At 62.7% G+C, this 24,355-nt stretch carries 19 protein-coding genes and 2 pseudogenes; 5 read left to right on the top strand and 16 right to left on the bottom strand.

All coding sequences use genetic code 11. The annotated features are described in order from the left end of the window. Positions 1-3: 3 nt before the first annotated feature. The 5 genes from AACG97_RS02060 to AACG97_RS02040 form a co-directional block, all read right to left on the bottom strand. Positions 4-636, bottom strand: coding sequence for a sarcosine oxidase subunit gamma (locus AACG97_RS02060; RefSeq protein WP_009683376.1), 633 nt, complete (start codon positions 634-636; stop codon positions 4-6). 179 nt (positions 637-815) lie between these two features. After that, entirely contained in the window at positions 816-3,830 is a 3,015-nt protein-coding gene (locus AACG97_RS02055) for a sarcosine oxidase subunit alpha (protein WP_047150218.1), read from the bottom strand. Then, positions 3,827-4,162: a sarcosine oxidase subunit delta gene (locus AACG97_RS02050; RefSeq protein ID WP_009683373.1), complete on the bottom strand. Its 336-nt coding sequence runs from the start codon at positions 4,160-4,162 to the stop codon at positions 3,827-3,829. Before AACG97_RS02050 ends, AACG97_RS02055 begins: the two co-directional genes overlap by 4 nt. A 14-nt stretch (positions 4,163-4,176) precedes the next feature. Then, the gene (locus AACG97_RS02045) at positions 4,177-5,427 is read right to left on the bottom strand and encodes a sarcosine oxidase subunit beta family protein (protein ID WP_003255680.1); all 1,251 of its coding nucleotides are present in this window, start codon (positions 5,425-5,427) and stop codon (positions 4,177-4,179) included. 15 nt (positions 5,428-5,442) lie between these two features. After that, positions 5,443-6,696 carry a serine hydroxymethyltransferase gene (locus tag AACG97_RS02040; protein WP_009683372.1) on the bottom strand — a complete coding sequence of 418 codons (1,254 nt, stop codon included), beginning with the start codon at positions 6,694-6,696 and terminating at the stop codon, positions 5,443-5,445. A 280-nt stretch (positions 6,697-6,976) separates the two neighbouring features. Between AACG97_RS02040 and AACG97_RS02035 the strand changes: the two genes are divergently transcribed. Beyond that, positions 6,977-8,017 (top strand): threonine aldolase family protein, encoded by a 1,041-nt coding sequence (locus AACG97_RS02035; RefSeq protein WP_054906170.1) that lies wholly within the window; start codon positions 6,977-6,979, stop codon positions 8,015-8,017. Between the two features lie 106 nt (positions 8,018-8,123). On the opposite strand, the gene AACG97_RS27940 is transcribed toward AACG97_RS02035, so the two are convergent. The 4 genes and pseudogenes from AACG97_RS27940 to AACG97_RS02020 all read right to left on the bottom strand — a co-directional run bounded on the left by AACG97_RS27940 (position 8,124) and on the right by AACG97_RS02020 (position 10,793). Continuing rightward, positions 8,124-8,852 carry a methyl-accepting chemotaxis protein gene (locus tag AACG97_RS27940; protein ID WP_374982013.1) on the bottom strand — a complete coding sequence of 243 codons (729 nt, stop codon included), beginning with the start codon at positions 8,850-8,852 and terminating at the stop codon, positions 8,124-8,126. Positions 8,853-8,987: 135 nt separating this feature from the next. Continuing rightward, positions 8,988-10,016 (bottom strand): annotated as a pseudogene (locus tag AACG97_RS27935) (HAMP domain-containing protein); the annotation flags it as partial. 247 nt (positions 10,017-10,263) lie between these two features. Continuing rightward, positions 10,264-10,566, bottom strand: a complete 303-nt coding sequence (locus AACG97_RS02025) for a cell division protein ZapA (protein WP_029886391.1) — start codon at positions 10,564-10,566, stop codon at positions 10,264-10,266. Further along, a complete protein-coding gene (locus AACG97_RS02020) occupies positions 10,563-10,793 on the bottom strand; it encodes a hypothetical protein (protein WP_009683367.1) in 231 nt (76 codons plus the stop codon). The genes AACG97_RS02025 and AACG97_RS02020 overlap by 4 nt, the downstream gene beginning before the upstream one ends. Before the next feature lie 279 nt (positions 10,794-11,072). Here AACG97_RS02020 and AACG97_RS02015 point away from each other — a divergent pair, with 279 nt between their 5' ends. Both AACG97_RS02015 and AACG97_RS27930 read left to right on the top strand, forming a co-directional pair. Further along, positions 11,073-11,546 (top strand): MCP four helix bundle domain-containing protein, encoded by a 474-nt coding sequence (locus AACG97_RS02015; RefSeq protein WP_437343449.1) that lies wholly within the window; start codon positions 11,073-11,075, stop codon positions 11,544-11,546. Next, positions 11,485-11,733, top strand: a pseudogene (locus AACG97_RS27930) (methyl-accepting chemotaxis protein); the annotation flags it as partial. The gene AACG97_RS02015 and the pseudogene AACG97_RS27930, both read left to right, overlap by 62 nt. Positions 11,734-11,853: 120 nt before the next feature. On the opposite strand, the gene gbcB reads toward AACG97_RS27930, so the two are convergent. Beyond that, a complete protein-coding gene (gene gbcB / locus AACG97_RS02010) occupies positions 11,854-12,954 on the bottom strand; it encodes a glycine-betaine demethylase subunit GbcB (protein WP_232555057.1) in 1,101 nt (366 codons plus the stop codon). Positions 12,955-13,249: 295 nt separating this feature from the next. On the opposite strand from gbcB, the gene gbcA reads away from it, so the two are divergent. Beyond that, entirely contained in the window at positions 13,250-14,542 is a 1,293-nt protein-coding gene (gene gbcA, locus AACG97_RS02005; protein WP_009682910.1) for a glycine-betaine demethylase subunit GbcA, read from the top strand. A gap of 1,246 nt (positions 14,543-15,788) precedes the next feature. On the opposite strand, the gene etfB is transcribed toward gbcA, so the two are convergent. The 6 genes from etfB to AACG97_RS01975 all read right to left on the bottom strand — a co-directional run bounded on the left by etfB (position 15,789) and on the right by AACG97_RS01975 (position 23,623). Further along, positions 15,789-16,559, bottom strand: a complete 771-nt coding sequence (gene etfB / locus AACG97_RS02000) for an electron transfer flavoprotein subunit beta (RefSeq protein WP_009682908.1) — start codon at positions 16,557-16,559, stop codon at positions 15,789-15,791. A gap of 10 nt (positions 16,560-16,569) precedes the next feature. Beyond that, the gene (etfA, locus tag AACG97_RS01995) at positions 16,570-17,802 is read right to left on the bottom strand and encodes an electron transfer flavoprotein subunit alpha (protein WP_047150103.1); all 1,233 of its coding nucleotides are present in this window, start codon (positions 17,800-17,802) and stop codon (positions 16,570-16,572) included. After that, on the bottom strand, positions 17,802-19,754 hold the full coding sequence (gene dgcB / locus AACG97_RS01990; RefSeq protein ID WP_009682905.1) for a dimethylglycine demethylation protein DgcB: 1,953 nt from the start codon (positions 19,752-19,754) through the stop codon (positions 17,802-17,804). The genes etfA and dgcB overlap by 1 nt, the downstream gene beginning before the upstream one ends. Positions 19,755-19,961: 207 nt before the next feature. Then, entirely contained in the window at positions 19,962-22,022 is a 2,061-nt protein-coding gene (gene dgcA, locus AACG97_RS01985) for a dimethylglycine demethylation protein DgcA (RefSeq protein ID WP_232555117.1), read from the bottom strand. A gap of 15 nt (positions 22,023-22,037) precedes the next feature. Further along, positions 22,038-22,568, bottom strand: coding sequence for a DUF5943 domain-containing protein (locus tag AACG97_RS01980; RefSeq protein WP_029886397.1), 531 nt, complete (start codon positions 22,566-22,568; stop codon positions 22,038-22,040). Positions 22,569-22,645: 77 nt separating this feature from the next. Continuing rightward, complete coding sequence (locus AACG97_RS01975; protein ID WP_009682902.1) at positions 22,646-23,623, bottom strand: dipeptidase; 978 nt, start codon at positions 23,621-23,623, stop codon at positions 22,646-22,648. A 285-nt stretch (positions 23,624-23,908) separates the two neighbouring features. Here AACG97_RS01975 and AACG97_RS01970 point away from each other — a divergent pair, with 285 nt between their 5' ends. Continuing rightward, positions 23,909-24,325: a lysozyme inhibitor LprI family protein gene (locus tag AACG97_RS01970; protein WP_033690412.1), complete on the top strand. Its 417-nt coding sequence runs from the start codon at positions 23,909-23,911 to the stop codon at positions 24,323-24,325. Positions 24,326-24,355: the final 30 nt, after the last annotated feature.

Genomic DNA, 24,355 nt, shown 5'->3' with positions numbered 1-24,355 from the left:
TCCTTAAGCCTCGATGCTCAGGCCGTACTCGGCCGAAGCGTCCTGCAGCCACAGCCACCAGTAGTCGGCGAAGCTGCGGCGAATCACCAGTTCCCAGGTGTCTTCGGCAGTACGGCGGATCACCAGTTGCGACTTGGCGAACACGGTGCCGACGGCCTTGCCCACCGGGAAGTTGTTCGGGTGAACATCATAGCTGGTGGACTTCATCAGCACTTCACGTACATGGGGGCCGCGCAGTTCCAGCAGGCTTTGCCCGCCGCTCACATTGACCACCTGGATGTGCTGGCCTTCGAGGGCTGCACGCAGCTTTTGCTCGACCGCCAGTTCCTGGCCGCCAGGCACGATCAGCAGCCACTCATCGGGGCCGACCCATTGCAGCGACGTGTCGCCGTTGGCCACCACGGTCAGCGCTACAGGCAACTCCAGGCCCAGGGCCTTGTGTACACCCGCGGCGAATTCCGGGTCATGACCATCGCCGCGCAGGGTCAGGTGGCCGAGAAACTTCTTTTCGCGCAGGGTTACGCCTGCGTTCTTGCGGCCTTTGCCAACCAGGCTGGCCAGGTCGGCGTGGTGCAGTGGCGACTGGGCCTTGGCCTCGGCGCCGGGGTTTTGCTGGAAGACGTTGATAGCGCTCATTTCTTACCTGCCTTGAATTCTGGTTCGTCGATGCGACGCAGCGTTTGTGTTGGGGCTACCGGCCCTGTCGCCGGCAAGCCAGCTCCCACAGGGAACTCACCAACCTTCAAAGCTGCATCGATCCTGTGGGAGCTGGCTTGCCGGCGATTGGGCCTGGCCTGCCCCCACAGGGCCCGGAGTCAAACGTTCTGCCGCTCACCCTTCGGATCGAAGAACACCGAAGACACGATTTCCGCCTCGATCACGCTGCCATCCGCCTGCGGCGAGTAGACGCGCTCGCCCATGCGCTTGAGGCCGCCTTTGACTACGCCCATGGCGAACGAGTAGCCCAGCGAGTTGGACGCATAGCTGGAGGTCACGTGGCCAACCATGTCCATCGGGATCGGCTGCTTGGGATCGAATACCAGCTGGGCGCCTTCCGGCAGCCACTTGGTCGGGTCGATCGGCTTCAGGCCCACCAGCTGCTTGCGGTTTTCACGCACGCAGTCTTCGCGGTTCATGCCACGCAGGCCGATCCACGAGAACGGCTTGTTGCGGCCTACGCACCAGCTCATGTTCAGGTCGTCCGGGTTCATCGAGCCGTCGGTGTCCTGACCGACGATGATGAAGCCCTTCTCGGCGCGCAGAACGTGCATGGTCTCGGTGCCATACGGGGTCAGGTTGTACTTCTTGCCCGCCTCGATGATCTGTTCCAGCACGCCCATGGCGTAGTTGGCCTGCACGTTCACTTCGTACGACAGCTCGCCGGTGAACGAAATACGGAACACCCGCGCCGGTACACCGCCTACGTTGCCTTCCTTCCAGGTCATGAACGGGAAGGCTTCCTTGTCCATGTCGATGTCGGTCAGCTCGCTGAGCAGCTTGCGGCTGTTGGGGCCGGACAGGGTCATGGTGGCCCAGTGGTCGGTGACCGAAGTGAAGTACACCTTCAGCTCTGGCCATTCGGTCTGGTGGTACAGCTCCATCCACTGCAGCACGCGTGCAGCGCCGCCGGTGGTGGTGGTCATGATGAAGTGGTTGTCGCCGACGCAGGCGGTTACGCCATCGTCGAAGACCATGCCGTCTTCCTTGCACATCAGGCCGTAGCGGGCCTTGCCCACGTCGAGCTTGGTCCAGGCGTTGGTGTAGATGCGGTTGAGGAACTCACGGGCATCCGGCCCCTGGATGTCGATCTTGCCCAGGGTGGAGGCGTCCAGCAGGCCCACGCTGTCACGCACGGCCTTGCATTCGCGGGCCACGGCAGCATGGATATCTTCACCAGCCTTGGGGAAGTACCAAGGGCGCTTCCACTGGCCGACGTCTTCGAACTCGGCGCCGTTCTTCACGTGCCAGGCATGCAGGGCGGTGAAGCGTACGGGCTCGAACAGGTGACCACAGTGGCGGCCCGCTACCGCGCCGAAGGTGACCGGCGTGTAGTTGGGGCGGAACATGGTGGTACCCATTTCCGGAATGGTAATGCCGATGGAACGCGCAGCAATGGCCAGGCCGTTGATGTTACCCAGCTTGCCCTGATCGGTACCAAAGCCCAGCGCGGTGTAGCGTTTGACGTGCTCGACCGACTCGAAACCTTCACGGGTAGCCAGCTCGATACCAGCGGCGGTCACGTCGTTCTGCTGGTCGACGAACTGCTTCGGCCCTTTGGTGCCCTTGTCGTGCGGTACCAGGAACAGCGCCACGGTGGCCTCTTCCTTGCGCGCAACGGTTTTCGGCAGGGTGCCAACGGTGGCCTTGAAACCAGCTTCGGTGGCCGCGCGAACGCCGCCTTCGAAACCATCGGCAATCACATCGCCCAGGGCGTAGACGCCATTGATGCCACCCACGCATTCGCGTTTTTGCGGCGCATCGCCCGGTACGAAACCGAGGATGTCGTCACGCCATACCGGGCGACCGCCCAGGTGCGATGCCAGGTGAACGATCGGGCTGTAACCGCCCGACGAGGCGATCAGGTCGCACTCGAGGGTTTCACCAGGGCTGGTGACCTTGTGCGCCTGCACATCGATCGCCGCCACACGGGCGCCGGTCACGTGCTTGCTGCCCTTGGCCTCGATCACGGCACTGGAGGTAAGGATGCGGATGCCTTTGGCACGCGCTTCTTCAACCAGCGAACCACGCGGGTTGTGGCGGGCATCGGCAATGGCGACCACTTGCAGGCCGGCATCGTGCCAGTCCAGCGCCGCGCGGTAGGCGTGGTCGTTGTTGGTCGACAGCACCAGCTTGCGGCCCGGGGCCACGCCGTAGCGGCGTACGTAGGTGGACACGGCACCGGCCAGCATGTTGCCCGGCACGTCGTTGTTGCCGTACACCAGCGGGCGCTCGTGGGCGCCGGCAGCCAGTACCACGCGCTTGGCGCGCACACGGTGCACGCGGTGGCGTACCTGGCCGATCGGGGCGCGGTCGCCGAGGTGGTCGGTGAGGCGCTCGTGAATGGTCAGGAAGTTATGGTCGTGGTAGCCGTTGACCGTGGCACGTGGCAGCAGGGTCACTTCCGGGAGGCCTTCCAGCTCTTTGACCACGGCGCTGACCCATTCGGCGGCAGGCTTGCCGTCCAGGGTTTCGCGGGTATCGAGCAGGCTGCCGCCGAACTCTTCCTGTTCGTCGGCCAGGATCACCCGGGCACCGCTGCGCGCGGCGGCCAGGGCTGCTGCCAGGCCAGCAGGGCCGGCACCGACGATCAGCACGTCGCAGTGCTGGTTCATGTAGTCGTAGCTGTCCGGGTCGTTCTGCAGCGGTGCACGGCCCAGGCCGGCTGCCTTGCGGATGTACTTCTCGTAAGTCATCCAGAACGATTTGGGGTACATGAAGGTTTTGTAGTAGAAGCCCGGCGGCATCATGCTGCCGCCGACCTTGCCCAGGATGCCCATGACGTCGTTGTTGACGTTCGGCCAGCCGTTGGTGCTGGTGGCGACCAGGCCTGCATACAGCGCCTGCTGGGTGGCACGCACGTTGGGGATCTGGGTGGCTTCGCTGGAGCCGATCTGCAGGATGGCGTTCGGCTCTTCGGTACCGGCGGCGATGATGCCGCGGGGGCGCGAGTACTTGAAGCTGCGGCCAACGATGTCGACGCCGTTGGCCAGCAACGCGGCGGCCAGGCTGTCACCGGCATAACCCTGGTAGGTCTTGCCGTTGAAGGTGAAGTTCAGGACCTTGCTGCGGTCGATACGGCCGCCGCTGGCGAGGCGATAGGTCTGGCTCATACTTTTTCCCCTTGGCCTTTGACGGCGGACGGTGCGCTGGCAGCTTTACCGTTGGCGGTCACTTGCGGCTTTTCGCCAATCTTGTAGGTTTCCAGAATTTCGTAGGTCACGGTGTCGCGGGTGACGTTGAAGTACTGGCGGCAGCCGGCAACGTGGTCCCACAGTTCGTGGTGAATACCGCGTGGGTTGTCACGGTAGAACATGTAGGTACCCCACTCCTCGTCGGAGCAGGCAGCCGGGTCCAGCGGGCGGGCGATGTGCGCCTGGCCAGAGGCGTGGAACTCTTCTTCGGAGCGCAGCTCGCCGCAGTGGGGACAGAAAATATGCAACATGACGGTGTCTCCGGTTAGTGGGCGACGGCGGCGGCGCCGTGTTCGTCGATCAGTGCGCCGTTGTAGAAGCGGTCCATGGAGAACGGCGCAGCCAGTGGGTGCATTTCGCCCTTGGCCAGGCTCGCGGCAAAGACGTTGCCCGAACCCGGGGTCGCCTTGAAGCCGCCAGTACCCCAACCGCAGTTGAAGAACATGTTCTTGACCGGGGTCTTGGTGATGATCGGGCAGGCGTCCGGCGAGGTATCGACGATGCCGCCCCACTGGCGGTTCATGCGAACGCGCGACAGGTTGGGGAACATTTCGACGATGGCTTGCAGGGTATGCTCGATCACCGGGTACGAACCGCGTTGGCCGTAACCGACCCAGCCGTCGATACCGGCACCGATCACCAGGTCGCCCTTGTCGGACTGGCTGATGTAGCCGTGCACGGCGTTGGACATGATCACGCTGTCGATGATTGGCTTGATCGGCTCGGAAACCAGGGCTTGCAGCGGGTGCGATTCGAGCGGCAGGCGGAAGCCGGCCAGCTTGGCCATGTGCCCCGAGTTACCGGCGGTGACCACGCCGACGCGCTTGGCGCCGATGAAGCCCTTGTTGGTTTCCACGCCGATGACGGCACCGTTTTCCTTGCGGAAACCGATCACCTCGGTTTGCTGGATCAGGTCCACACCCAGGGCATCAGCGGCACGGGCAAAGCCCCAGGCCACGGCGTCGTGACGGGCCACGCCGCCGCGGCGCTGCACGGTGGCGCCAAGGATCGGGTAGCGGGTGTTCTTCGAGCAGTCCAGGTAGGGGATTTCGGCCGCGACCTGGGCGGTGTTCAGCAGCTCGCCATCCACGCCGTTCAGGCGGTTGGCCGATACGCGACGCTCGGAGTCACGCATGTCCTGCAGGGTGTGGCACAGGTTGTACACGCCGCGCTGGGAGAACATGACGTTGTAGTTGAGGTCCTGGGACAGGCCCTCCCACAGCTTCATGGCGTGCTCGTACAGGTGGGCCGACTCGTCCCACAGGTAGTTGGAGCGCACGATGGTGGTGTTACGCGCAGTGTTGCCACCGCCCAGGTAGCCTTTTTCGATCACGGCCACGTTGGTGATGCCGTGTTCCTTGGCCAGGTAGTAGGCCGTGGCCAGGCCATGGCCGCCACCGCCAACGATCACCACGTCGTAGACCTTTTTAGGGGTCGGCGTGCGCCACATGCGCTGCCAGTTCTCGTGGTGGCTGAGGGAGTGTTTGAAAAGGCCGAAGCCCGAATAGCGTTGCATTGTCGTTTACTCCACTCAGCGGTAAACAGGGAAATCAGCGCACAGCGCCGCGACGTTCTTCGCCACATCGGCTTCCACGTCTGCGTCACCGAGGTTGTCGAGGATGTCGCAGATCCAGCCGGCCAGGGCCACGCACTGGGTGACCTTGAAGCCGCGGGTGGTGACGGCCGGGGTGCCGATGCGCAGGCCCGAGGTCACGAACGGCGATTGCGGGTCGTTCGGCACGGCGTTCTTGTTAACGGTAATGTGCGCGCGGCCCAGGGCGGCGTCGGCATCCTTGCCGGTGAGGCCCTGACGAATCAGGCTGACCAGGAACAGGTGGTTGTCGGTACCGCCGGACACCACGTCATAGCCACGGTCGATGAACACCTGGGCCATGGCCTGGGCGTTTTCGATCACTTGTTGCTGGTAGGCCTTGAAGCCAGGTTCCAGGGCTTCCTTGAAGCACACGGCCTTGGCGGCAATTACGTGCATCAACGGGCCGCCCTGGGCGCCCGGGAAGACCGCGGCGTTGAGCTTCTTCTCGATCTCTTCGTTGGCCTTGGCCAGGATCAGGCCACCACGCGGGCCACGCAGGGTCTTGTGGGTGGTGGTGGTCACCACATCGGCGAACGGGATCGGGTTCGGGTACAGGCCAGCGGCGACCAGGCCTGCCACGTGGGCCATGTCGACGAACAGCAGTGCGCCCACTTTGTCGGCGATGGCGCGGAAGCGCGGGAAGTCCAGGGTCTTGGAGTAGGCCGAGAAACCGGCGACGATCATTTTCGGCTTGTGCTCGACGGCCAGGCGCTCGACTTCGTCGTAGTCGATCAGGCCAGTATTGGTGTCGATGCCGTATTGCACAGCGTTGTACAGTTTGCCCGAGGACGACACTTTGGCGCCGTGGGTCAGGTGGCCGCCGTGGGCCAGGCTCATGCCGAGGATGGTGTCACCAGCCTGCAGCAGCGCCAGGTAGACAGCGCCGTTGGCCGACGAGCCGGAGTGCGGCTGAACGTTGGCGTAATCGGCGCCGAACAGTTGCTTGGCGCGCTCGATGGCCAGGGCCTCTACCTTGTCGACGTGCTCGCAGCCGCCGTAGTAGCGCTTGCCTGGGTAGCCTTCGGCGTATTTGTTGGTCAGGCCGCTGCCTTGGGCCTGCATCACGCGCTTGGAGGTGTAGTTTTCCGAGGCGATCAGCTCGATGTGGTCTTCCTGGCGCTGCTCTTCGGCATTCATCGCCGCCAGCAGTGCATCATCGTAACCCTGGATCTGGTCTTGCTTGCTGAACATCGTGTATCTCCCGGCAGCGATCGTTTTTTGTCGTGGGGCACTGCGGCCCTTTGTGGCGATGTTATGACTGGGCGGGGTAGGTCAGATGCCTGCGCACGCCTTGCAATGGCGCGTTTACGACATTCGTTTTTTTACCGTTGCTGCCGGCCCGTTCGCGGGCATGCCCGCGAAGCGGCCAGCGCAGGCAACCCAGCAACCGACTGTTGCACAGCTTGTATAGGCAACCGCCGAATCGATGGTTTAGAGTGCTGATCTGCGTCGTTCACAGGACAGTAGTGTCATGACAGACAAGAGCCAACAATTCGCCAGCGACAACTATTCCGGCATCTGCCCCGAAGCCTGGGCGGCGATGGAGAAGGCCAACCACGGCCACGACCGCGCCTATGGCGACGACCAATGGACCGAGCGCGCGGCCGAGTACTTCCGCAAGCTGTTCGAAACCGATTGCGAAGTGTTTTTCGCCTTCAATGGCACTGCCGCCAACTCCCTGGCCCTGGCCTCGTTGTGCCAGAGCTACCACAGCGTGATCTGCTCCGAGACCGCCCACGTCGAAACCGACGAATGCGGCGCACCCGAGTTCTTTTCCAACGGTTCCAAGCTGCTGACCGCAGCCAGCGTGCACGGCAAGCTGACGCCGGCGTCCATCCGCGAAGTGGCGCTCAAGCGCCAGGACATCCATTACCCCAAACCCCGCGTGGTCACCATCACCCAGGCCACCGAGGTCGGCACGGTCTACCGCCCCGACGAACTCAAGGCCATCAGCGCCACCTGCAAGGAACTGGGCCTTAACCTGCACATGGACGGCGCGCGCTTCACCAATGCCTGCGCGTTCCTGGGCTGCAGCCCGGCGGAGCTGACCTGGAAGGCCGGCGTCGACGTGCTGTGCTTTGGCGGCACCAAGAACGGGATGGCGGTGGGCGAGGCGATCCTGTTCTTCAATCGCCAGCTGGCCGAGGACTTCGGCTACCGCTGCAAGCAGGCGGGGCAACTGGCGTCGAAAATGCGCTTCCTGTCGGCGCCGTGGGTGGGGCTGCTGGAAGGTGGCGCCTGGCTGCGCCATGGCAGCCACGCCAACCAGTGCGCGCAGCTGCTGGCATCTTTGGTGAGTGATTTGCCGGGGGTCGAGCTGATGTTCCCGGTGGAGGCCAACGGGGTGTTCCTGCAGATGCCGGAGCACGCCATTGAAGCACTGCGCGGCAAAGGCTGGCGGTTCTATACCTTTATTGGCAGCGGCGGGGCGCGGTTCATGTGCTCGTGGGATACCGAGCAAGAGCGGGTGCGTGAGCTGGCGGCGGATATCCGCAGCATAATCACCGCCTGACAGATTGCATTCGCGGGCATGCCCGCTCCCACAGGGTTACCGCCGCCTTCGAGCGCTGTGCAGTACCTGTGGGAGCGGGCAAGCCCGCGAAGAGGCCAACCCCCAACTAAAGTTTGAACCCACCCATCTGCCGCGCCAGGTCATCAGCCAAGCTACGCAACGCCTGACATTCCTCCCGGCACCCTTGCACCTCGGCCGCCGTATCCCGCGCCAGATCGGAAATCCCCTGCACCGTGCGGTTGATTTCCTCGGTCACCGCCGACTGCTCTTCAGTCGCCGTAGCCACCTGGTGGTTCATGTCGCTGATGTGCTCCACCTGATCAGTAATCGCACCCAGCGACGCCCCTGTACGCTGGCTCGCTTCCACACCGGTGCCCGTCGCCTGTTGCCCTGCCTGCATCGAAGTCACTGCAGAACCTGCCCCTTGCTTGAGGCGCTGGATCATCTGCTGCACTTCATCGGTGGACAACTGCGTGCGCCGGGCCAGCGTCCGTACTTCATCGGCGACCACGGCAAACCCGCGGCCCATGTCCCCTGCCCGCGCAGCTTCGATGGCAGCATTCAGCGCCAACAGGTTGGTCTGCTCGGAAATACTGCGGATTACCGCCAATACTTCATCGATCGAGGCCACTTCATCGGCCAACTGGCTGACTGCATCGGCGGCCTTGCCAATGTCGCCCGACATGCCCTCAATGCCCCGGACCGACCGCTGCACCACCTCGCGCGCCTGCAATGCCTCATCCCGTGCCGCCTGCGACGCTTGAGCTGCCTGACCGGCGTTGCGCGCAATGTCCTGCACGGTCAGGCCCATCTCGTGCACGGCGGTGGCGACCATTGCGGTCATGTCTTGCTGGCGCCCAGAGCGCTCGGCGGTGTTGTCCACTACCTGCGTCACCTGCTCCACAGCCCGGTGCAGGCGCTCGGAAGTATTCAGTACCTCGCCGATCAGGTCGCGCTGGCTGCCCTGGAAGCGGTTGAAGCCACGGGCCAGGTCGCCCAGCTCATCCGGGCGTGAGTCATCCAGGCGCTGGCTGAGGTCGCCCGCACCGCTGCCAATCTGCACCAGCGCAGCGGTGACGCGCCGCAGCGGCCGCACCAGGCCGCGTGCCAGCAACACCACCAGCAGCAACGATACCAGGGCCACGGCGCCACCAATCAGGCTGGTCAGCCATACCGCCTGTTGCATGGGGGCGTAAATTTCCGCTTCCGGCACTTCGGCGACCAAGGTCCAGTTCAGGTCACGCAAAGGCAAGCCAAAGGCCAGGTATTGTTCGCCGTCACGCTCGAAGCGGCCGCTGCGCAGGCTGGCGCCGCCGCTCATTACCGCCTTGGCGGCCTGGGCGCCAAGCTGCTCGCCGAGCTGGCGCTTGCCACTTAACGCTGCTTCCGGGTGCACCTGGACAAGGCCATCGTTGCGCACCAGAAATACCTTGCCATGCTCGCCGAAACTGAAGTCATGGATCAGTTTCGACAGTTCGGTCATTTGCAGGCCCATACCGGCCACGCCGACCAACCGGCCGTTCTTTTCCACGCGGTAGTCGATGAACAGCGCCAGCTCGCCCGTGGAGCCGTCGACATCGATGTTGATGAACCGCTCGGCACCGCTGTCGACGTAGCCGTAGAACCAGCTGTCCTTGGGGTTGCTGCGGTCGAGGGTTCGGTCCAGGCCATTTTCGTTGTAGTAATGGCCGGTTTCGGTCGCCACGAACAGGGTGGTGAACGCCCGGTTGCGCTGCTTGGCTGCCGTGAGGTATTCGAGAAACTGCGGGACCTGGGCGGGGTCTTCACCGGCGGCAAGCCAGTCGCGCAGCAGGGTATTGCCGGCAATGTCCGCCGCTGCCACCAGCGGCTGGCCCAGCATGTGTTCGATTTCGTTGCGGATGGCCTCGATGCTGGCCGGCAGGGCGGTATCTATCAGGTAACGCTCGGTGAGGCGATTGAGTGCCACGGTGAAGATGATGACCACCACCAGGATGCTCGCCAGCAAGGCACCACCCATGCTGGTTATCAATTGCCACTGGATGCTCTTGCGCCAGAAACCCATGCCCTACCCCCCGCAACATTATTGTTTTGCGAGAAGTGTATACACTTGAGTATTCAGTTAATCCAGTCATTGGGGACAATGCACTGGAACTTGGGGCTGCTTTGCAGCCCATCGCGGCACAAGGCCGCTCCTACAGGGGTCGGGTCAACCTGTAGGTGCGGCCTTGTGTGGCGAAAGGGGCACGTAGCGCCCAAACGACCGATCAGGACTCTGCGATTGTGCGGACGATGGCATCCACCGTCGCGTCGATCTGCGCCTGGGTGCGCGCCAGGGTTTGCTGGTGTTCTTTCTGCAACTCGACCTGCCTGGAGCAAAGGTTGAGGGCAGCCAGTACCAACAGCTTGTCACCGATCAATGTCGGGTACTGGCGCTTGGTTTCGTTAAGGGCAGTGTTGAGCATCCGTACCGCCTGGGCCAAGGTTTCTTCCTGGCCTTCGGGCGCCTTGATCGAATAGTCGATGCCGAGAATCGACACGACATTGATCGGCTGCTCTTGCAATCTCATGCGCCGACAACGCCCGCACTGGCGCGCTCAACCAGGGCCTGGATGCGTGCGGCGGTGGCGCCGTTCTTTTCTTCCTGCTCCATCAGCGACAGCTGCAGGGTTTCGTTTTCTTCCTTGGCCTGGGCCAGTTCCTGGCCAAGGGCGGTGTTCTGCTCGGCAAGTTGAGCGTTCTTCTGCATCAGGTCGCTGACCAGTTGCTCGATTTGATTCAGGGAAGCTTCCAGCATGGGTCTATCTCAGGTTGTTGCGAGGGGCGCACACGATAAAGAAAACTGCCGCCCATCGCCATTAAATATCGGATTCACAAGGTTGCTGACCCGCAGATTGACAGAGGAACCACCCCCTTGTTCCGACCTGGGTCAACCGCCGGTCAGGAAATGGTTAGCGCCCTCATAATTATTTCGCAGCCGCGCTCAAGACTCGGCGGCCACGTCCAATAGCCCGGCAAGTCCCATTTCGTCGCACCTCCAGCACCCCTCCTCTTCCTTGCCTGGAACCCTTCTGCCATGTCTCTACGCAACATGAATATCGCCCCGCGCGCGCTACTTGGCTTCGCGTTGATTGGCCTGTTGATGCTCGGCCTCGGCATCTTTTCGCTGGTCCAAATGGGCAACATCCGCCAGGCAGGCGAGGTCATCGAGCAGGACAACGTACCGAGCATCAAGATTCTGGATGAGCTGACCGGGCTGAACCTGCGCATGCGCACGCTCTCGTACCGCCTGCTAGTCAACCGCGATGCTCAGACCCAGCGCGATACCCTGAACCTGCTCGACCAGCGCAATGCCCAGATGGACCGCGCCCGCGAGGCCTACGTGCCCATGATCCGCGCCGACGACGAACAGGCAGCCTTCGACCAGTTCGGCCAGTTGCTCGGCCAGTACCGCCAACTTGAGTCGCGTATGCGCACCCTAAGCCAGGAGGGGGGCCGGCCTGGCGCTGGACACCATTGCCGGGGCGGTGGCGCAAATCAACGAGCGTAACCTGGTGATCGCCAGCGCCGCCGAAGAACAGGCACAGGTGGCGCGGGAGGTGGACCGCAACCTGGTGAATATCAATGACCTGTCGGTGCAGAGTGCGACCGGGGCGCATCAGACCAGTGCAGCGAGTGCCGAACTGTCGCGCCTCGCCGTGGATCTCAATGGCCTTGTAGCGCGGTTTCGTACTTGAAACAGCCGGGGCCGCTATGCGGCCCATCGCGACACAAGGCCGCTCCTACAAGGGACCGCGATCGCCTGTGGGAGCGGCCTTGTGTCGCGATGGGCTGCGCAGCAGCCCTCCAATTTCGGATCAGTAATCGATCCGCACATCCCCTTTCGGCACGCTGCAGCACGACAGGATGTAGCCCTCGGCTTCGTCCTCTTCGGTGATGCCGCCGTTGTGCTCCATTTCCACTTCGCCACCCAGCTTGAGCACCTTGCACGTACCGCAAATGCCCATGCCGCAGGCTTTCGGGATCATCAGGCCAACCTTGGCTGCCGCGGCATGCACGGTCTCGCCCGGGGCAATGCGAATGCTCTTCTCGCTGCCGATGAACTCCACCAGGTTGAGGTCGGAGACGTCCAGCTCTGGGGCATCGGCCGCCTGCTCGGCGTGTTCCACGGCGTCGGCCTTGGCCTCCGGCGGCGTGGCGCCGAACGATTCCTCGTGGTAATTGGCCATGTCGAAGCCGACCGCTTCGAGCAGGCGCTTGACCGCGTTCATGTACGGCGTAGGGCCGCAGCAGAACACCACGCGCTCCATGTAGTCCGGCGCGATCAGTTCCATCAGCCGCTGGTTCAGGTACCCGCGGTAACCCGCCCACGGCTCACCCAGGCCATGCTTTTCGCAAATGATGTGCAGGCTGAAGTTGGGGATGCGCGAAGCCATCTGCTCCAGCTCGCGGTGGTAGATGATGTCCTTCGGCGAGCGGGCGCTGTGCACGAACACCATGTCGACATTGGCGTTGGTGTCGTAGAACCAGCGCGCCATCGACATCACCGGGGTAATGCCCACCCCGCCCGACAGGTACAGCACCTTGCCCGAAGGGAAGTCGATGGCATTGAACAGGCCCACAGGGCCGTGCACCGGCACCTCGAGGCCTTCGTGCATGGTGTCGTGCAGGAAGTTCGAGACCAGCCCGCCCGGCACGCGCTTGACGGTGATCGAGAAGCTGTACGGCACCGATGGCGAACTGGAGATGGTATAGGAACGCATCACCGGCTTGCCTTCGATCTCCAGCTCCAGGGTGACGAACTGCCCTGGCTTGAAGAAGAACATGATTGGCTGGTCGGCCATGAAGCAGAAGGTGCGCACGTCCCAGGTCTCCTGGATGACCTTGACGCAGCGCACGATGTGGCGGCCATTGGCCCAGGTCTGGGTAGTGACCGGATTGAGGAAGGTATTGGACATGTTCATCTCCAGCGGCCGACTATGGCCCTTTTTATGGCTGCGATAATGCGCAAGCTGAACACGACGCACATTCCTGCCTGCGACATCGACGTGCTTATCGCGACCAGGCCCGTGGCACAAGGCCTGGCGCGTCGTTATTCAATTCGGCCATGTCGCCCATGGATACGGTTCACGACGTCTTCGGACGCACACTCCACGGCAAAACAACATGCTGTTTTTTCAACGACAGCCTTGCGGCACCACCACAACGATTAGCCACCTTTTGCCGGCCGCGCACGGCCCCGAGGAATACACGATGGACGTCACCGCAACCCTGAGCCTGGGCGATCCACTTGAACCTGCACGCAAGGCTACCGCCGAGATGCTGCAGACCCGCGAGCGCACCTACTCGCTGCCCCAGCCGTTCTACACCGACGAGCGTCTGTTCCAGATCGACATGCAGGAAATCTTCCATAAGGAATGGTTGATTGCCGGCATGACCTGCGAGATCCCGGCCAAGGGCAACTACATCACCCTGCAGATCGGCAAGAATCCGATCATCGTGGTGCGCGGTGCCGAAGGCAAGGTGCATGCCTTCCACAACGTCTGCCGCCACCGCGGCTCACGCCTGTGCGTCAGCGAAAAAGGCAAGGTGGCCAAGCTGGTGTGCCCATACCACCAGTGGACCTACGAGCTGGACGGCCGCCTGCTGTTCGCCGGCACCGAGATGGGTGCCGACTTCGACATGAACCAGTATGGCCTCAAGCCCGTGAACGTGAAGGTCGCAGGCGGCTACATCTTCATCAGCCTGGCGCAGAACCCGCCAGCCATCGACGAGTTCCTGGCCACCCTGGACCACTACATGGAACCGTACGACATGGAAAACACCAAGGTGGCGGTGCAGACCACCTTGATGGAAAAGGCCAACTGGAAGCTGGTACTGGAAAACAACCGCGAGTGCTACCACTGCAACGGTTCGCACCCGGAGCTGCTGCAAACCCTGCTGGAATGGGACGACACCAACGACCCGCGCGCCAGCCAGGAATTCAAGGACCACGTGGCCGCCTCTGCCGCCGCCTGGGAAGCCGAGAAGATCCCTTACCTGCACAAGAGCCATGGCCTGCGTAACCGTATCGTGCGCATGCCGCTGCTCAAGGGCACCGTGTCGATGACCATGGACGGCAAGCAGGCCTGCCAGAAACTGATGGGTCGCATCAAGAACCCGGACCTGGGCTCGATGCGCATCCTGCACCTGCCGCACTCGTGGAACCACTGCATGGGCGACCACATGATCGTGTTCACCGTATGGCCGATCAGTGCCCAGGAAACCATGGTCACCACCAAGTGGCTGGTGCACAAGGACGCTGTGGAAGGTGTGGACTACAACCCGGAAAACATGCGCAAGGTGTGGGACGCCACTAACGACCAGGACCGTCGACTGGCCGAAGAGAACCAGCGTGGGATCAACTCCACCGCTTACCAGCCTGGGCCGTACTCGAAGACTTACGAGTTTGGCGTGGTCAACTTCATCGACTGGTACAGCCAGCGGGTGTTGAACAACCTGGGAGCGGAGCCGGCGCCGTACCTGAAGGAAGTGCAGGCGCAGTAAGAATCACCCGCCACCTGACAACGCTCTGCCTGCTTTGGGCGGAGCGCGTCAGGCTTGCCCAAATCACTGTAAATCACTGCTATTCAGGGACGTCATAGGGGCCCGTCCTCCAAGACCTTATCCTGGCCGCAGCTGCTGCAACCCCTCGCCCTACATATGTAAATGCGCGGCCTACGCTAGATAGCATCTCATCCAACATCGTGACATCCATGACCGTCTCCAGAGCTACTCCTGGGATTTCCCTCGGGTATTGCCACAGGTACTTGACCAGGTCACTGGCTGACACGTAGTTGCCAAAGTATCCGCCGCTCAGATTAGTGCCTGCATTGAACAAGCCCAGTACATCCGTTGCCGTCTGAGAGGCCGGGCTCAGACCAGAGATCGCAGCGTACAGCTGCGCTGCAGTACCAGTGCCCCCTGTAAAGAGGAATTGCTGGTTTGCAACCCTGCTGAAATGGGGCAACTCGCTATGAGTAGCGCCACTCTCCATCCCCCGATTGGTAGCTGCTTCCCGAAAAGCGGCTCTGCGCTTCACTACATTTTGACCGGTACGTGCCAGCCACCAAAAGCCAGGACGGGTGCTGGGCTGGTTTTCCGGAAGCCGTAGGGTGAATAAGCGTGCAGACTTGGCAACACCGAGCGCTGTAGATCTGTCGTCAGTAAATAAGTTGCCATAGGTTATCCACAGGTATGAGCTGGCAGGAATACCGTAGCGGTCACAGGAAGGTTTGCCTACTGGCATAAATGTCAGGGGAAATGGCTGATCATTTTTTGGTCAAATCCACCAAGGCGCCATGACTGTAGGGCTACAGAAGACTCCGTACACCTTACCCACAGAAACACCAACAGAGTTTGTGGGCAAAACGCGAAAGCGCAGCGATTGGATTGTGGATAAGCGATTCAAGACCTTGATAATCATGAATCAGAAGGCCACCGATTCAATTTGATTATTTTTTGATCAATTCTTCTCAAGCCACGACCTGCGCGGGTTTCAGATAGTACCGAACAGATTATCCACAGAGCAGCTAACAGTGATTGTGGGCAAAACCCTATAGAGCCAGGCTCATCTATGACTTATAAGCCGAGTCAGCGCTGATCAAGCCTGCGCGATTCATTGTAGGAGCGGCCTTGTGTCGCGATGGGCTGCGCAGCAGCCCCTGGATTTCGAGCCTGACTCAAGATTGCCGGGGCTGCTGCGCAGCCCATCGCGACACAAGGCCGCTCCTACAAGGGATCGCGTGAAGCCTTAACGCAGCACGCCCTCTTCCACCAGCAGCTTGAGGATGGCCTCGGCGCCTTCCTGTGGAGAAACGTCCTTCAACACCTTGCCACCGCCACCACTGGCCTTGGCCGTCGCTGCCTTCATGCGGTCGGCACCGCTCTTGGCCTTGATCACCTTCAACCGCTTGGGCCGTGGGCGGGCCGGTTGCAAGTCGGCCTCGGCCAGCAGTTCGTCTTCGACGATGGCCACGTTACGCGCCGCCAATACGCCCCGGCGTGCCGGGCCAAAGGCACTCTGGCGTGGCTTGGGTGCGGCGTTATCCACAGTCGCCAGCAGCGGCAGGCGAACCTTCAGCCGGCGCCGCTGCCCGCGTGGCAGAGCCTGCAGGACCTGGGCGGTGCCGTTGTCGATCGACTCCACCTCGGCCAGCCCTACAATCAACGGCCAACCCAGCTTCTCCGCCAGCAGGAACGGCAACATGCCCGACCCCTCGCCCGTCTCTGCCTGGCTGCCGGTCAGTACCAGTTGCGCCCCGGCATCGCGCAGGTAATCCCCCAGCACGCCCAGCACATCGGCACCGGCCGGTTGCTCCAGCACGTCCAGGTGCTCAAGGCCCATGCCCAGGTAGGCGCGCAGCGCTTCTTCACGAGGGTCGCCGGCATGCACCACCTGCAAGTTATCCCCAGCCAGCTGCAAACCCAGCTCCACGGCGCGGGCATCCTGTTCGGCGCGGCGGGCGCGGCCGGAGCTGGGGTGGGCACCGATGGAAACCAGGCTGATCACTTTCGTACTCATGCTCGTGCCCTTATGCCGCGTCGCGCTGGCCGCCGCTGCGGTAGTTGTCCACAGCTTCGATCAACGCCTTGAGAATCGCCGAGCTGTCGCCAATTACCGACAGGTCAGCCCGTTTGATCATGTCGCAGCCCGGGTCCATGTTGATCGCCACCACCTTGTCGCAGGCACCGATGCCCTGCAGGTGCTGGATCGCGCCCGAGATACCCACAGCCACGTAAACCCGTGCAGTGACCCAGGTGCCGGTGGCACCCACCTGACGGTTACGCGGCATGAAGCCATCGTCCACCGCCACCCGCGAGGCGCCTTCGGTCGCACCGAGGGCGGCAGTGGCTTTATGGTACAGGTCCCAGTCCTTGACGCCGTTGCCGCCCGATACGATGAACTCGGCTTCGGCCATGGCGATGGTGGCCGGGTCTACAGCCACCGAGCCAAGGTCCTCGATGCGCGACAGGCTGCGCGCGATGCTTGTGGACAACTCCACCGGCAACGCTTCATGGCGGGTTTCGCTGACCGGCTCGGCACACTCGGCCGCCGCCAGGATAAGCCGTGGCACGGCGCGTTGCAGGTCTTGCTGGCCGGCACCGGCACGGCCAATGCACTGGCCGTCCTTGACCTGCCAGACCCGCGTCGCCGGGCGCTCGCCGAGGGACGCACCCAGGCGCCGGCCCAGCTCGCCGCCACCGCTGCGGCTGTCGGGCAGCAGCCAGTGGCGCGGATTGAACTGGTTATCCACAGCGCGCAGGCCCTGCACCAGTTGCTCCGGCGCATAACCTGCAAATTCCTCGCCTTCGAGCACCAGCAGGCGATCGACACCGGCTGTGGAAAAGTTGCTTTCCTTGTGTTCGCCAAACACCACTGCCAGCACGGCGCCGTCGCTGCCGGCCAGGCTATGGGCCAACCCGAGCAGGTCGCGGTCGTGGCTGCTCAGGCGGCCGCCGACCATGTCTGGCACTACGGCAATGTAGAACGCCGGCTCAGGCACCTGGTGCAGCGGCAACTTGACCTCGGCCGCCGCGGTGCGTCGGCCGCCCACAGCCGTGCCCTGCTGGGCGCCACTGCGGTCGATACGCTTGAGGCCGGCCGGGCCCACAAAGCCTGCGGCGAGCGCATGTGGGTTCTTGCGGATGATGCCGTTGGGGCCCATCCAGCTGGTCTGTTGCGTCTGCATCGCAGCATGCAGCGGATGCAGACGGTTACGGGCGATCCACTCGGCGCGTGGGTCGCGGCGGACAATGTCGCTCATCAGTGCACCTCCGCAGGTTCACGTTTGGCCGCTTGCGGCTTGGCGGCGGCAGGCGCGTCTTCTTCGATCAACACATCAGCCACCAGCTCGGCCAGGTCCTTGATCTGTGGGCGCGGTTCGACCACGCCTTCGAGCATGGCAGTGCACTGTGGGCAACCCACGGCTACCAGCTCAGCCTTGGTTTCGCGGATGTCGTCCATGCGCATGTCCGGAATACGCTGCTTGCCGGGGATGTCGGTGATCGGCGCACCGCCGCCACCGCCACAGCACCGGGAACGGAAGCCCGAGCGCTCCATTTCGCGCACTTCGATACCCAGCGCCTTGAGCACCGCACGCGGGGCTTCGTACTCGCCGTTGTAACGGCCCAGGTAGCACGGGTCGTGGTAGGTGACACTGCCACCCTTGTGCTGGCCCAAATTCAGCTTGTTGGCCGCGATCAGCTCGGCAATGTAAGTGCTGTGGTGCTGCACCTGGTAGTCGCCGCCCAATGCACCGTATTCGTTCTTCAACACATGGAAGCTGTGCGGGTCGCAGGTGACGATACGCTGGAACTTGTACTTGGCCAGGGTCTGGATATTGCGCTTGGCCAGTTGCTGGAAGGTCGCTTCGTCGCCCAGGCGGCGCGCCACGTCGCCGCTGTCGCGTTCTTCCAGGCCAAGCACGGCAAAGTCGACACCCGAGGCCTTCAGCACTTTGACGAACGAGCGCAAGGTGCGCTGGTTGCGCATGTCGAATGCGCCATCGCCCACCCAGAACAGCACCTCGGTGGTTTTCACCTCCGACAGCAGTTGCAGGTTAAGGTCGGCGGCCCAGTTCATACGCCCGCCAGGCGCGAACCCGCCAGGGTTGTCGGTGGCGATCAGGTTGTCCAGCACCTCGGCGCCCTTGTTCGGCGTGGCACCCTTCTCCAGGGTGAGGTGGCGGCGCATGTCGACGATGGCATCGACGTGCTCGATCATCATCGGGCACTCTTCGACACAGGCACGGCAGGTGGTGCACGACCACAGCGTTTCAGCGTCGACTAGGCCATTGACGATTGGCTGGTGCGGGCTGCCGCCGTGCTCGCCAATCGGCTTGCCAGGGTACGGGCTGCCGGCGAACTGGGCGTCGGTGCCACCGGCCAGGCCGATCACCATGTCCTGGATGAGCTTTTTCGGGTTCAACGGCTGGCCGGCGGCAAAGGCCGGGCACATGGCTTCACATTTGCCGCACTGCACGCAGGCATCGAAGCCAAGCAACTGGTTCCAGGTGAAGTCCACCGGTTTTTCCACGCCCAGCGGCGCGTTGGGGTCTTCCAGGTCCAGCGGCTTGAGGCCGGTGGAGCGGCCACCGCCAAAGCGTTCGGCGCGGCGGTGCCAGGCCAGGTGCAGGGCACCGGCGAAGGCGTGCTTCATCGGGCCGCCCCAGGTCATGCCGAAGAACAGCTCGGACACGCCCCACAGCACGCCCAGGCCAAGGATGCCGACCATCACCCAGCCACCGGTGTTGGCCGGCAGGATGCCAGCAACCGGCAGGGTGGCGATGAAGAAGCTCACGGCAAACGCCAGCAGGCTCTTGGGCAGGCGCATCCACGGGCCCTTGGACAGGCGCGAAGGCGGGTTGAGACGGCGCTTGAAGACAAAAATGGCACCGCTGAACATGATCACCGTGGCGACCAGCAGCGCGTAACCAAGGATCTTGCTCTGCAGGCCAAAGCCGTGCACCAGGATCGCCAGCACGGCCGACAGCACGAAGCCGCCTGCGGTGGCCACGTGGGTCTTGGACATGTACTTGTCGCGCTCGACCACATGGTGCAGGTCCACCAGGTAGCGGCGCGGCATGGCCAGTAGGCCGCCGATCAGGTCGACCTTGGAGGCCCGGCCACGTCGCCACATACGCACCCGGCGCAAGGCGCCGAGCACTGCCAGGCCAAGGGCAGCGAACAGCAGGATGGGTAACAGGGTGTTCAACATGGGAGGCTCCCACAACAGCTGGATTCTTGCGCCACCTCAAGGGCGGCGCGGACCCCTGTAGGAGCGGCCTTGTGTCGCGAAAGGGCCCTGAAGCGGCCCCAGCAATTCATCAGCGCTGATGAATTGCTGGGGCCGCTTCGCAGCCCTTTCGCGACACAAGGCCGCTCCTACAGGGGGGCCAGTCCCGTCTCTAGATAGACGGTGCGATCAGAAGTCCTTGCACAGGCGCAAGGCGTCGTAGATCGCCGCATGCACGTTGCGCTGGGCCACGCAGTCACCGATGCGGTACAGCAGGTAGCCTTCGCCCGGCTGGCTGAGGATCGGCTGTGGCTTGATGGCGAACAGCGCCTCCACGTCGATCTGGCCTTTGTTGCGCGAACCTTCCTTCAGCGCGTAATACAGCTGCTCGTCAGGGCGCACGCCGTTTTCCACCACCACCTGGTCAACCACGCGCTCTTCCTTGGCGCCGGTGTACTCGTTCTCCAGCACTGCCACCAGCTTGTCGCCTTCGCGGTAGACCTTTTCCAGCATCATGTCGCCGGTCATGATCACTTCTTTCGGGTACATGCTGCGGTAGTAGGTCGGGAAGGTAGTACCGCCCATGGCGACGCCCGGCTTGATATCGTCGGTGACGATCTCGACCTGGCTGCCCTTGTCGGCGATGAAGTCGGCCACCGACATGCCGGTGAACTCGCAGATGGTGTCGTACACCAGCACGTTCTTGCCCGGCGCAACCTTGCCGTCGAGTACGTCCCAGCTGCTGACCACCAGCCCTTCGGCGGCGCCCCAGTGTTCGTTCTGCTCAAGGAACGAGTGGCCACCTACCGCCAGCACGATCACGTCCGGGCGCAGGTCCTGGATCGTCGCCACGTCGGCGGCGGTGCCCAGGCGCAAGTCAACCTTCAGGCGCGCCAGCTCCAGCTGGTACCAGCGGGTAATACCGGCAATCTGGTCACGTTGCGGTGCCTTGGCGGCAATGGTGATCTGCCCGCCGATCTGGTCCTTCTTCTCGAACAGGGTCACATCGTGGCCACGCTCGGCGGCCACGCGGGCCGCTTCCATGCCCGCCGGGCCGGCACCTACCACCACCACCTTGCGCTTCACGCCAGTGGTCTTCTCGATGATGTGCGGCACGCCCATGTATTCACGGGAAGTGGCGGCGTTCTGGATGCACAGCACATCCAGGCCCTGGTACTGGCGGTCGATGCAATAGTTGGCACCGACGCACTGCTTGATCTGGTCGATCTGGCCCATCTTGATCTTGGCGATCAGGTGCGGGTCGGCCATGTGCGCACGGGTCATGCCGACCATGTCCACGTAGCCGCCTTCGAGAATGCGCGTGGCCTGGTTCGGGTCCTTGATGTTCTGTGCGTGCAGCACGGGGACCTTGACCACTTCCTTGATACCGGCCGCCAGGTGCAGGAACGGCTCTGGCGGGTAGCTCATGTTCGGGATGACGTTGGCCAGGGTGTTGTGGGTGTCGCAACCCGAGCCGACCACACCGATGAAGTCCAGCATGCCGGTCGCGTCGTAGTAGGCCGCGATCTGCTTCATGTCTTGGTGGCTGAGGCCATCGGGGTGGAACTCGTCGCCACAGATACGCATGCCCACGCAGAAATCGTCACCGACTTCGGCGCGCACAGCCTTCAGCACTTCCAGGCCGAACTTCATGCGGCCCTCGAACGTGCCGCCCCATTCGTCGGTACGCTTGTTGACCCGCGGGCTCCAGAACTGGTCGATCATGTGCTGGTGCACTGCCGACAGCTCGACACCGTCCAGGCCGCCCTCTTTGGCGCGACGCGCGGCCTGGGCGTAGTTACCGATCACCCGCCAGATCTCTTCCACCTCGATGGTCTTGCAGGTGGCGCGGTGCACCGGTTCGCGAATACCCGAAGGCGACATCAGGGTCGGCCAGTTGAAGCCGTCCCAACGCGAGCGACGGCCCATGTGGGTAATCTGGATCATGATCTTGGCCCCATGCTTGTGCATGGCGTCGGCCAGGTTCTGGAAGTGCGGGATGATGCGGTCGGTGGACAGGTTGACCGATGCCCACCATTCCTGGGGGCTGTCGATGGCCACCACCGACGAACCGCCGCAGATCGCCAGGCCGATACCGCCCTTGGCCTTTTCTTCGTAATACTTCACATAGCGGTCGGTCGTCATGCCGCCGTCAGTGGCGTAGACCTCGGCGTGCGCGGTGCTGAGCACGCGGTTGCGGATGGTCAGTTTGCCGATCTGGATCGGCTGGAACATTGCTTCGAATGCCATGACGCTATCTCCGGCTTACAACGGCTTCGTAACGAACAGGCCATCTTCGTGGCCTTCTTCCGACCCGCCATAGACCTGTTCGGCCACAGTGCGGATAGCGCTGCCGCGGGCAGCGAGAATCTGGTCCATGGCGCCGGCGAACCAGCCGGTGAACATGTAGTCGACCTTGCGGCCGCACTTGCCATAGACGTACACGAACGCAGAGTGCTTGAGCTTGACGCTGCAGGTGCCTTTATCCAGGTCGATGTCCTGAATTTCGAACAGGCCCCAGCCACGTTGGCTCAGGCGCTTCATGTAATGCTCGAACACCGCCACGCCTTCCAGGCCATGGCACTCGGCTTCTTTTTCACACCAGTGCCAGGCGGACTTGTAGCCGGCCTTGTAGAGAATCTCGGCGTACTTGTCGGCGCCCAGTACCTCTTCGATACCCATGTGGTTGTTGACGAAGAAATGGCGCGGCACGTACAGCATCGGCAGGGCGTCGCTGGTCCAGACACCGGTCTCGCTGTCGACTTCGATTGGCAATTGCGGGGCGATTTTGGCCATGGAAACTCAACTCCATAAAAATTTTTGTTTGGGTGCCCCGGCGTTGCTGGCAGGGGCATTCAGGCTTGGAGAGCGGCTTATTCGCCCCACACGTCCTTGAGGACGTTGACCCAGTTCTCGCCCATGATCTTGCGCACCACGCGCTCGGAGTGGCCGCGCTTGAGCAAGGTTTCGGTGAGGTTGGGGAATTCACCCACGGTACGGATACCCAGCGGGTTGATGATCTTGCCGAAGTTGGTCAGGCGCCGGGCGTAACCCTTGTCGTGGGTCAGGTACTCGAAGAAGTCCTGGCCGTGGCCTTGGGTAAAGTCGGTACCGATGCCGATCGCGTCTTCACCCACGATGTTCATGGTGTACTCGATGGCTTCGGCGTAGTCGTCGATGGTCGAATCGATACCCTTGGCCAGGAACGGGGCGAACATGGTCACGCCAACGAAGCCGCCGTGGTCGGCGATGAACTTCAGCTCGGCGTCGGACTTGTTGCGCGGGTGCTCCTTGAGGCCCGATGGCAGGCAGTGCGAATAGCACACCGGCTTTTTCGATTCGAGGATGACTTCTTCGGACGTTTTGGAGCCGACGTGGGACAGGTCGCACATGATGCCGACGCGGTTCATTTCGGCGACGATCTCGCGACCAAAGCCCGACAGGCCGCCGTCGCGCTCGTAGCAACCGGTGCCCACCAGGTTCTGGGTGTTGTAGCACATCTGCACGATGCCAACGCCCAGCTGCTTGAACACGTCGACGTAGGCGATCTGGTCTTCGAAGGCGTGGGCGTTCTGGAAGCCGAAGAGAATGCCGGTCTTGCCCAGTTCCTTGGCCTTGCGGATGTCGGCGGTAGTGCGCACCGGCATTACCAGGTCGCTGTTGTCGCGGATCAGCTTCTGGCTGGCGGCGATCTGGTCGACGGTTGCCTTGAACCCTTCCCACACCGATACCGTGCAGTTGGCCGCAGTGAGCCCGCCTTTGCGCATGTCCTCGAACAGCTCGCGGTTCCACTTGGCAATGATCAGGCCGTCAATGACGATACTGTCGGCGTGAAGTTCGGCTGGGCTCATCAGGCTGTCCCCTTTTATCGAATTGGTTGGCGCCAAACCTTGTGCCGGCGCTTTGGGGCCAGCATATGCCTGTGCCCAAAGGCGCCCCGATGCAAAAACGACAGGGGGTTTGCCGAAAGCGTCAATGCGCGACAACAGGGCATCTGGCGCGCGGGCTGGCGATGCGAGACAGTCTCGACAACGGCATTTGCGGCCACTTCATGAACATTTGGTCAGGTAGCTACCACCAGAGCGCAGGCTGAGCGAGAATCCCTGCGATTCGACAGCCAGGTGAGGGGAAAAAGGATGAAATCAATGGCATGGCTGGCGCTGCTGGCCGTTGTGAGCGGAGCCCAGGCCAGCGAGGAAGAAAGCACACCTTGCGACAATGTGGAAACCGACCAGCAAACCTTCGCCTGTGCAGCATTCAACAAGCAGGTCGCCGAGCGTGAGCTGCAGTCGGCCTACGACGAACTCGCCGCGCGCATGCGTGACCAGTTCGGCGACGAAGCCGGCCTGATGTCGCGAATAGAGGCAGCCGAGCAACTCTGGCGTCAACTGCGTGATGCAGACTGCAAGGTCGAAACCCACGCTGAACAGCCAGGCAGCAAGGCCTACCAGACCGCCTGGAACAGCTGCATTGCACAGCGCAGCGATGAGCGGGCGGAATACCTGCGCAGCCTGGGCCTGCAAGACGGTGACGAACCAGCCCCCGAAGATTGATCAGCACCAGAGAAGGACCAACGCCCGAGG

The organism is Pseudomonas sp. Nvir (assembly GCF_963778085.1).
Taxonomy (GTDB): domain Bacteria; phylum Pseudomonadota; class Gammaproteobacteria; order Pseudomonadales; family Pseudomonadaceae; genus Aquipseudomonas; species Aquipseudomonas juntendi.
This window is presented reverse-complemented; position numbering and strand designations above follow the sequence as displayed.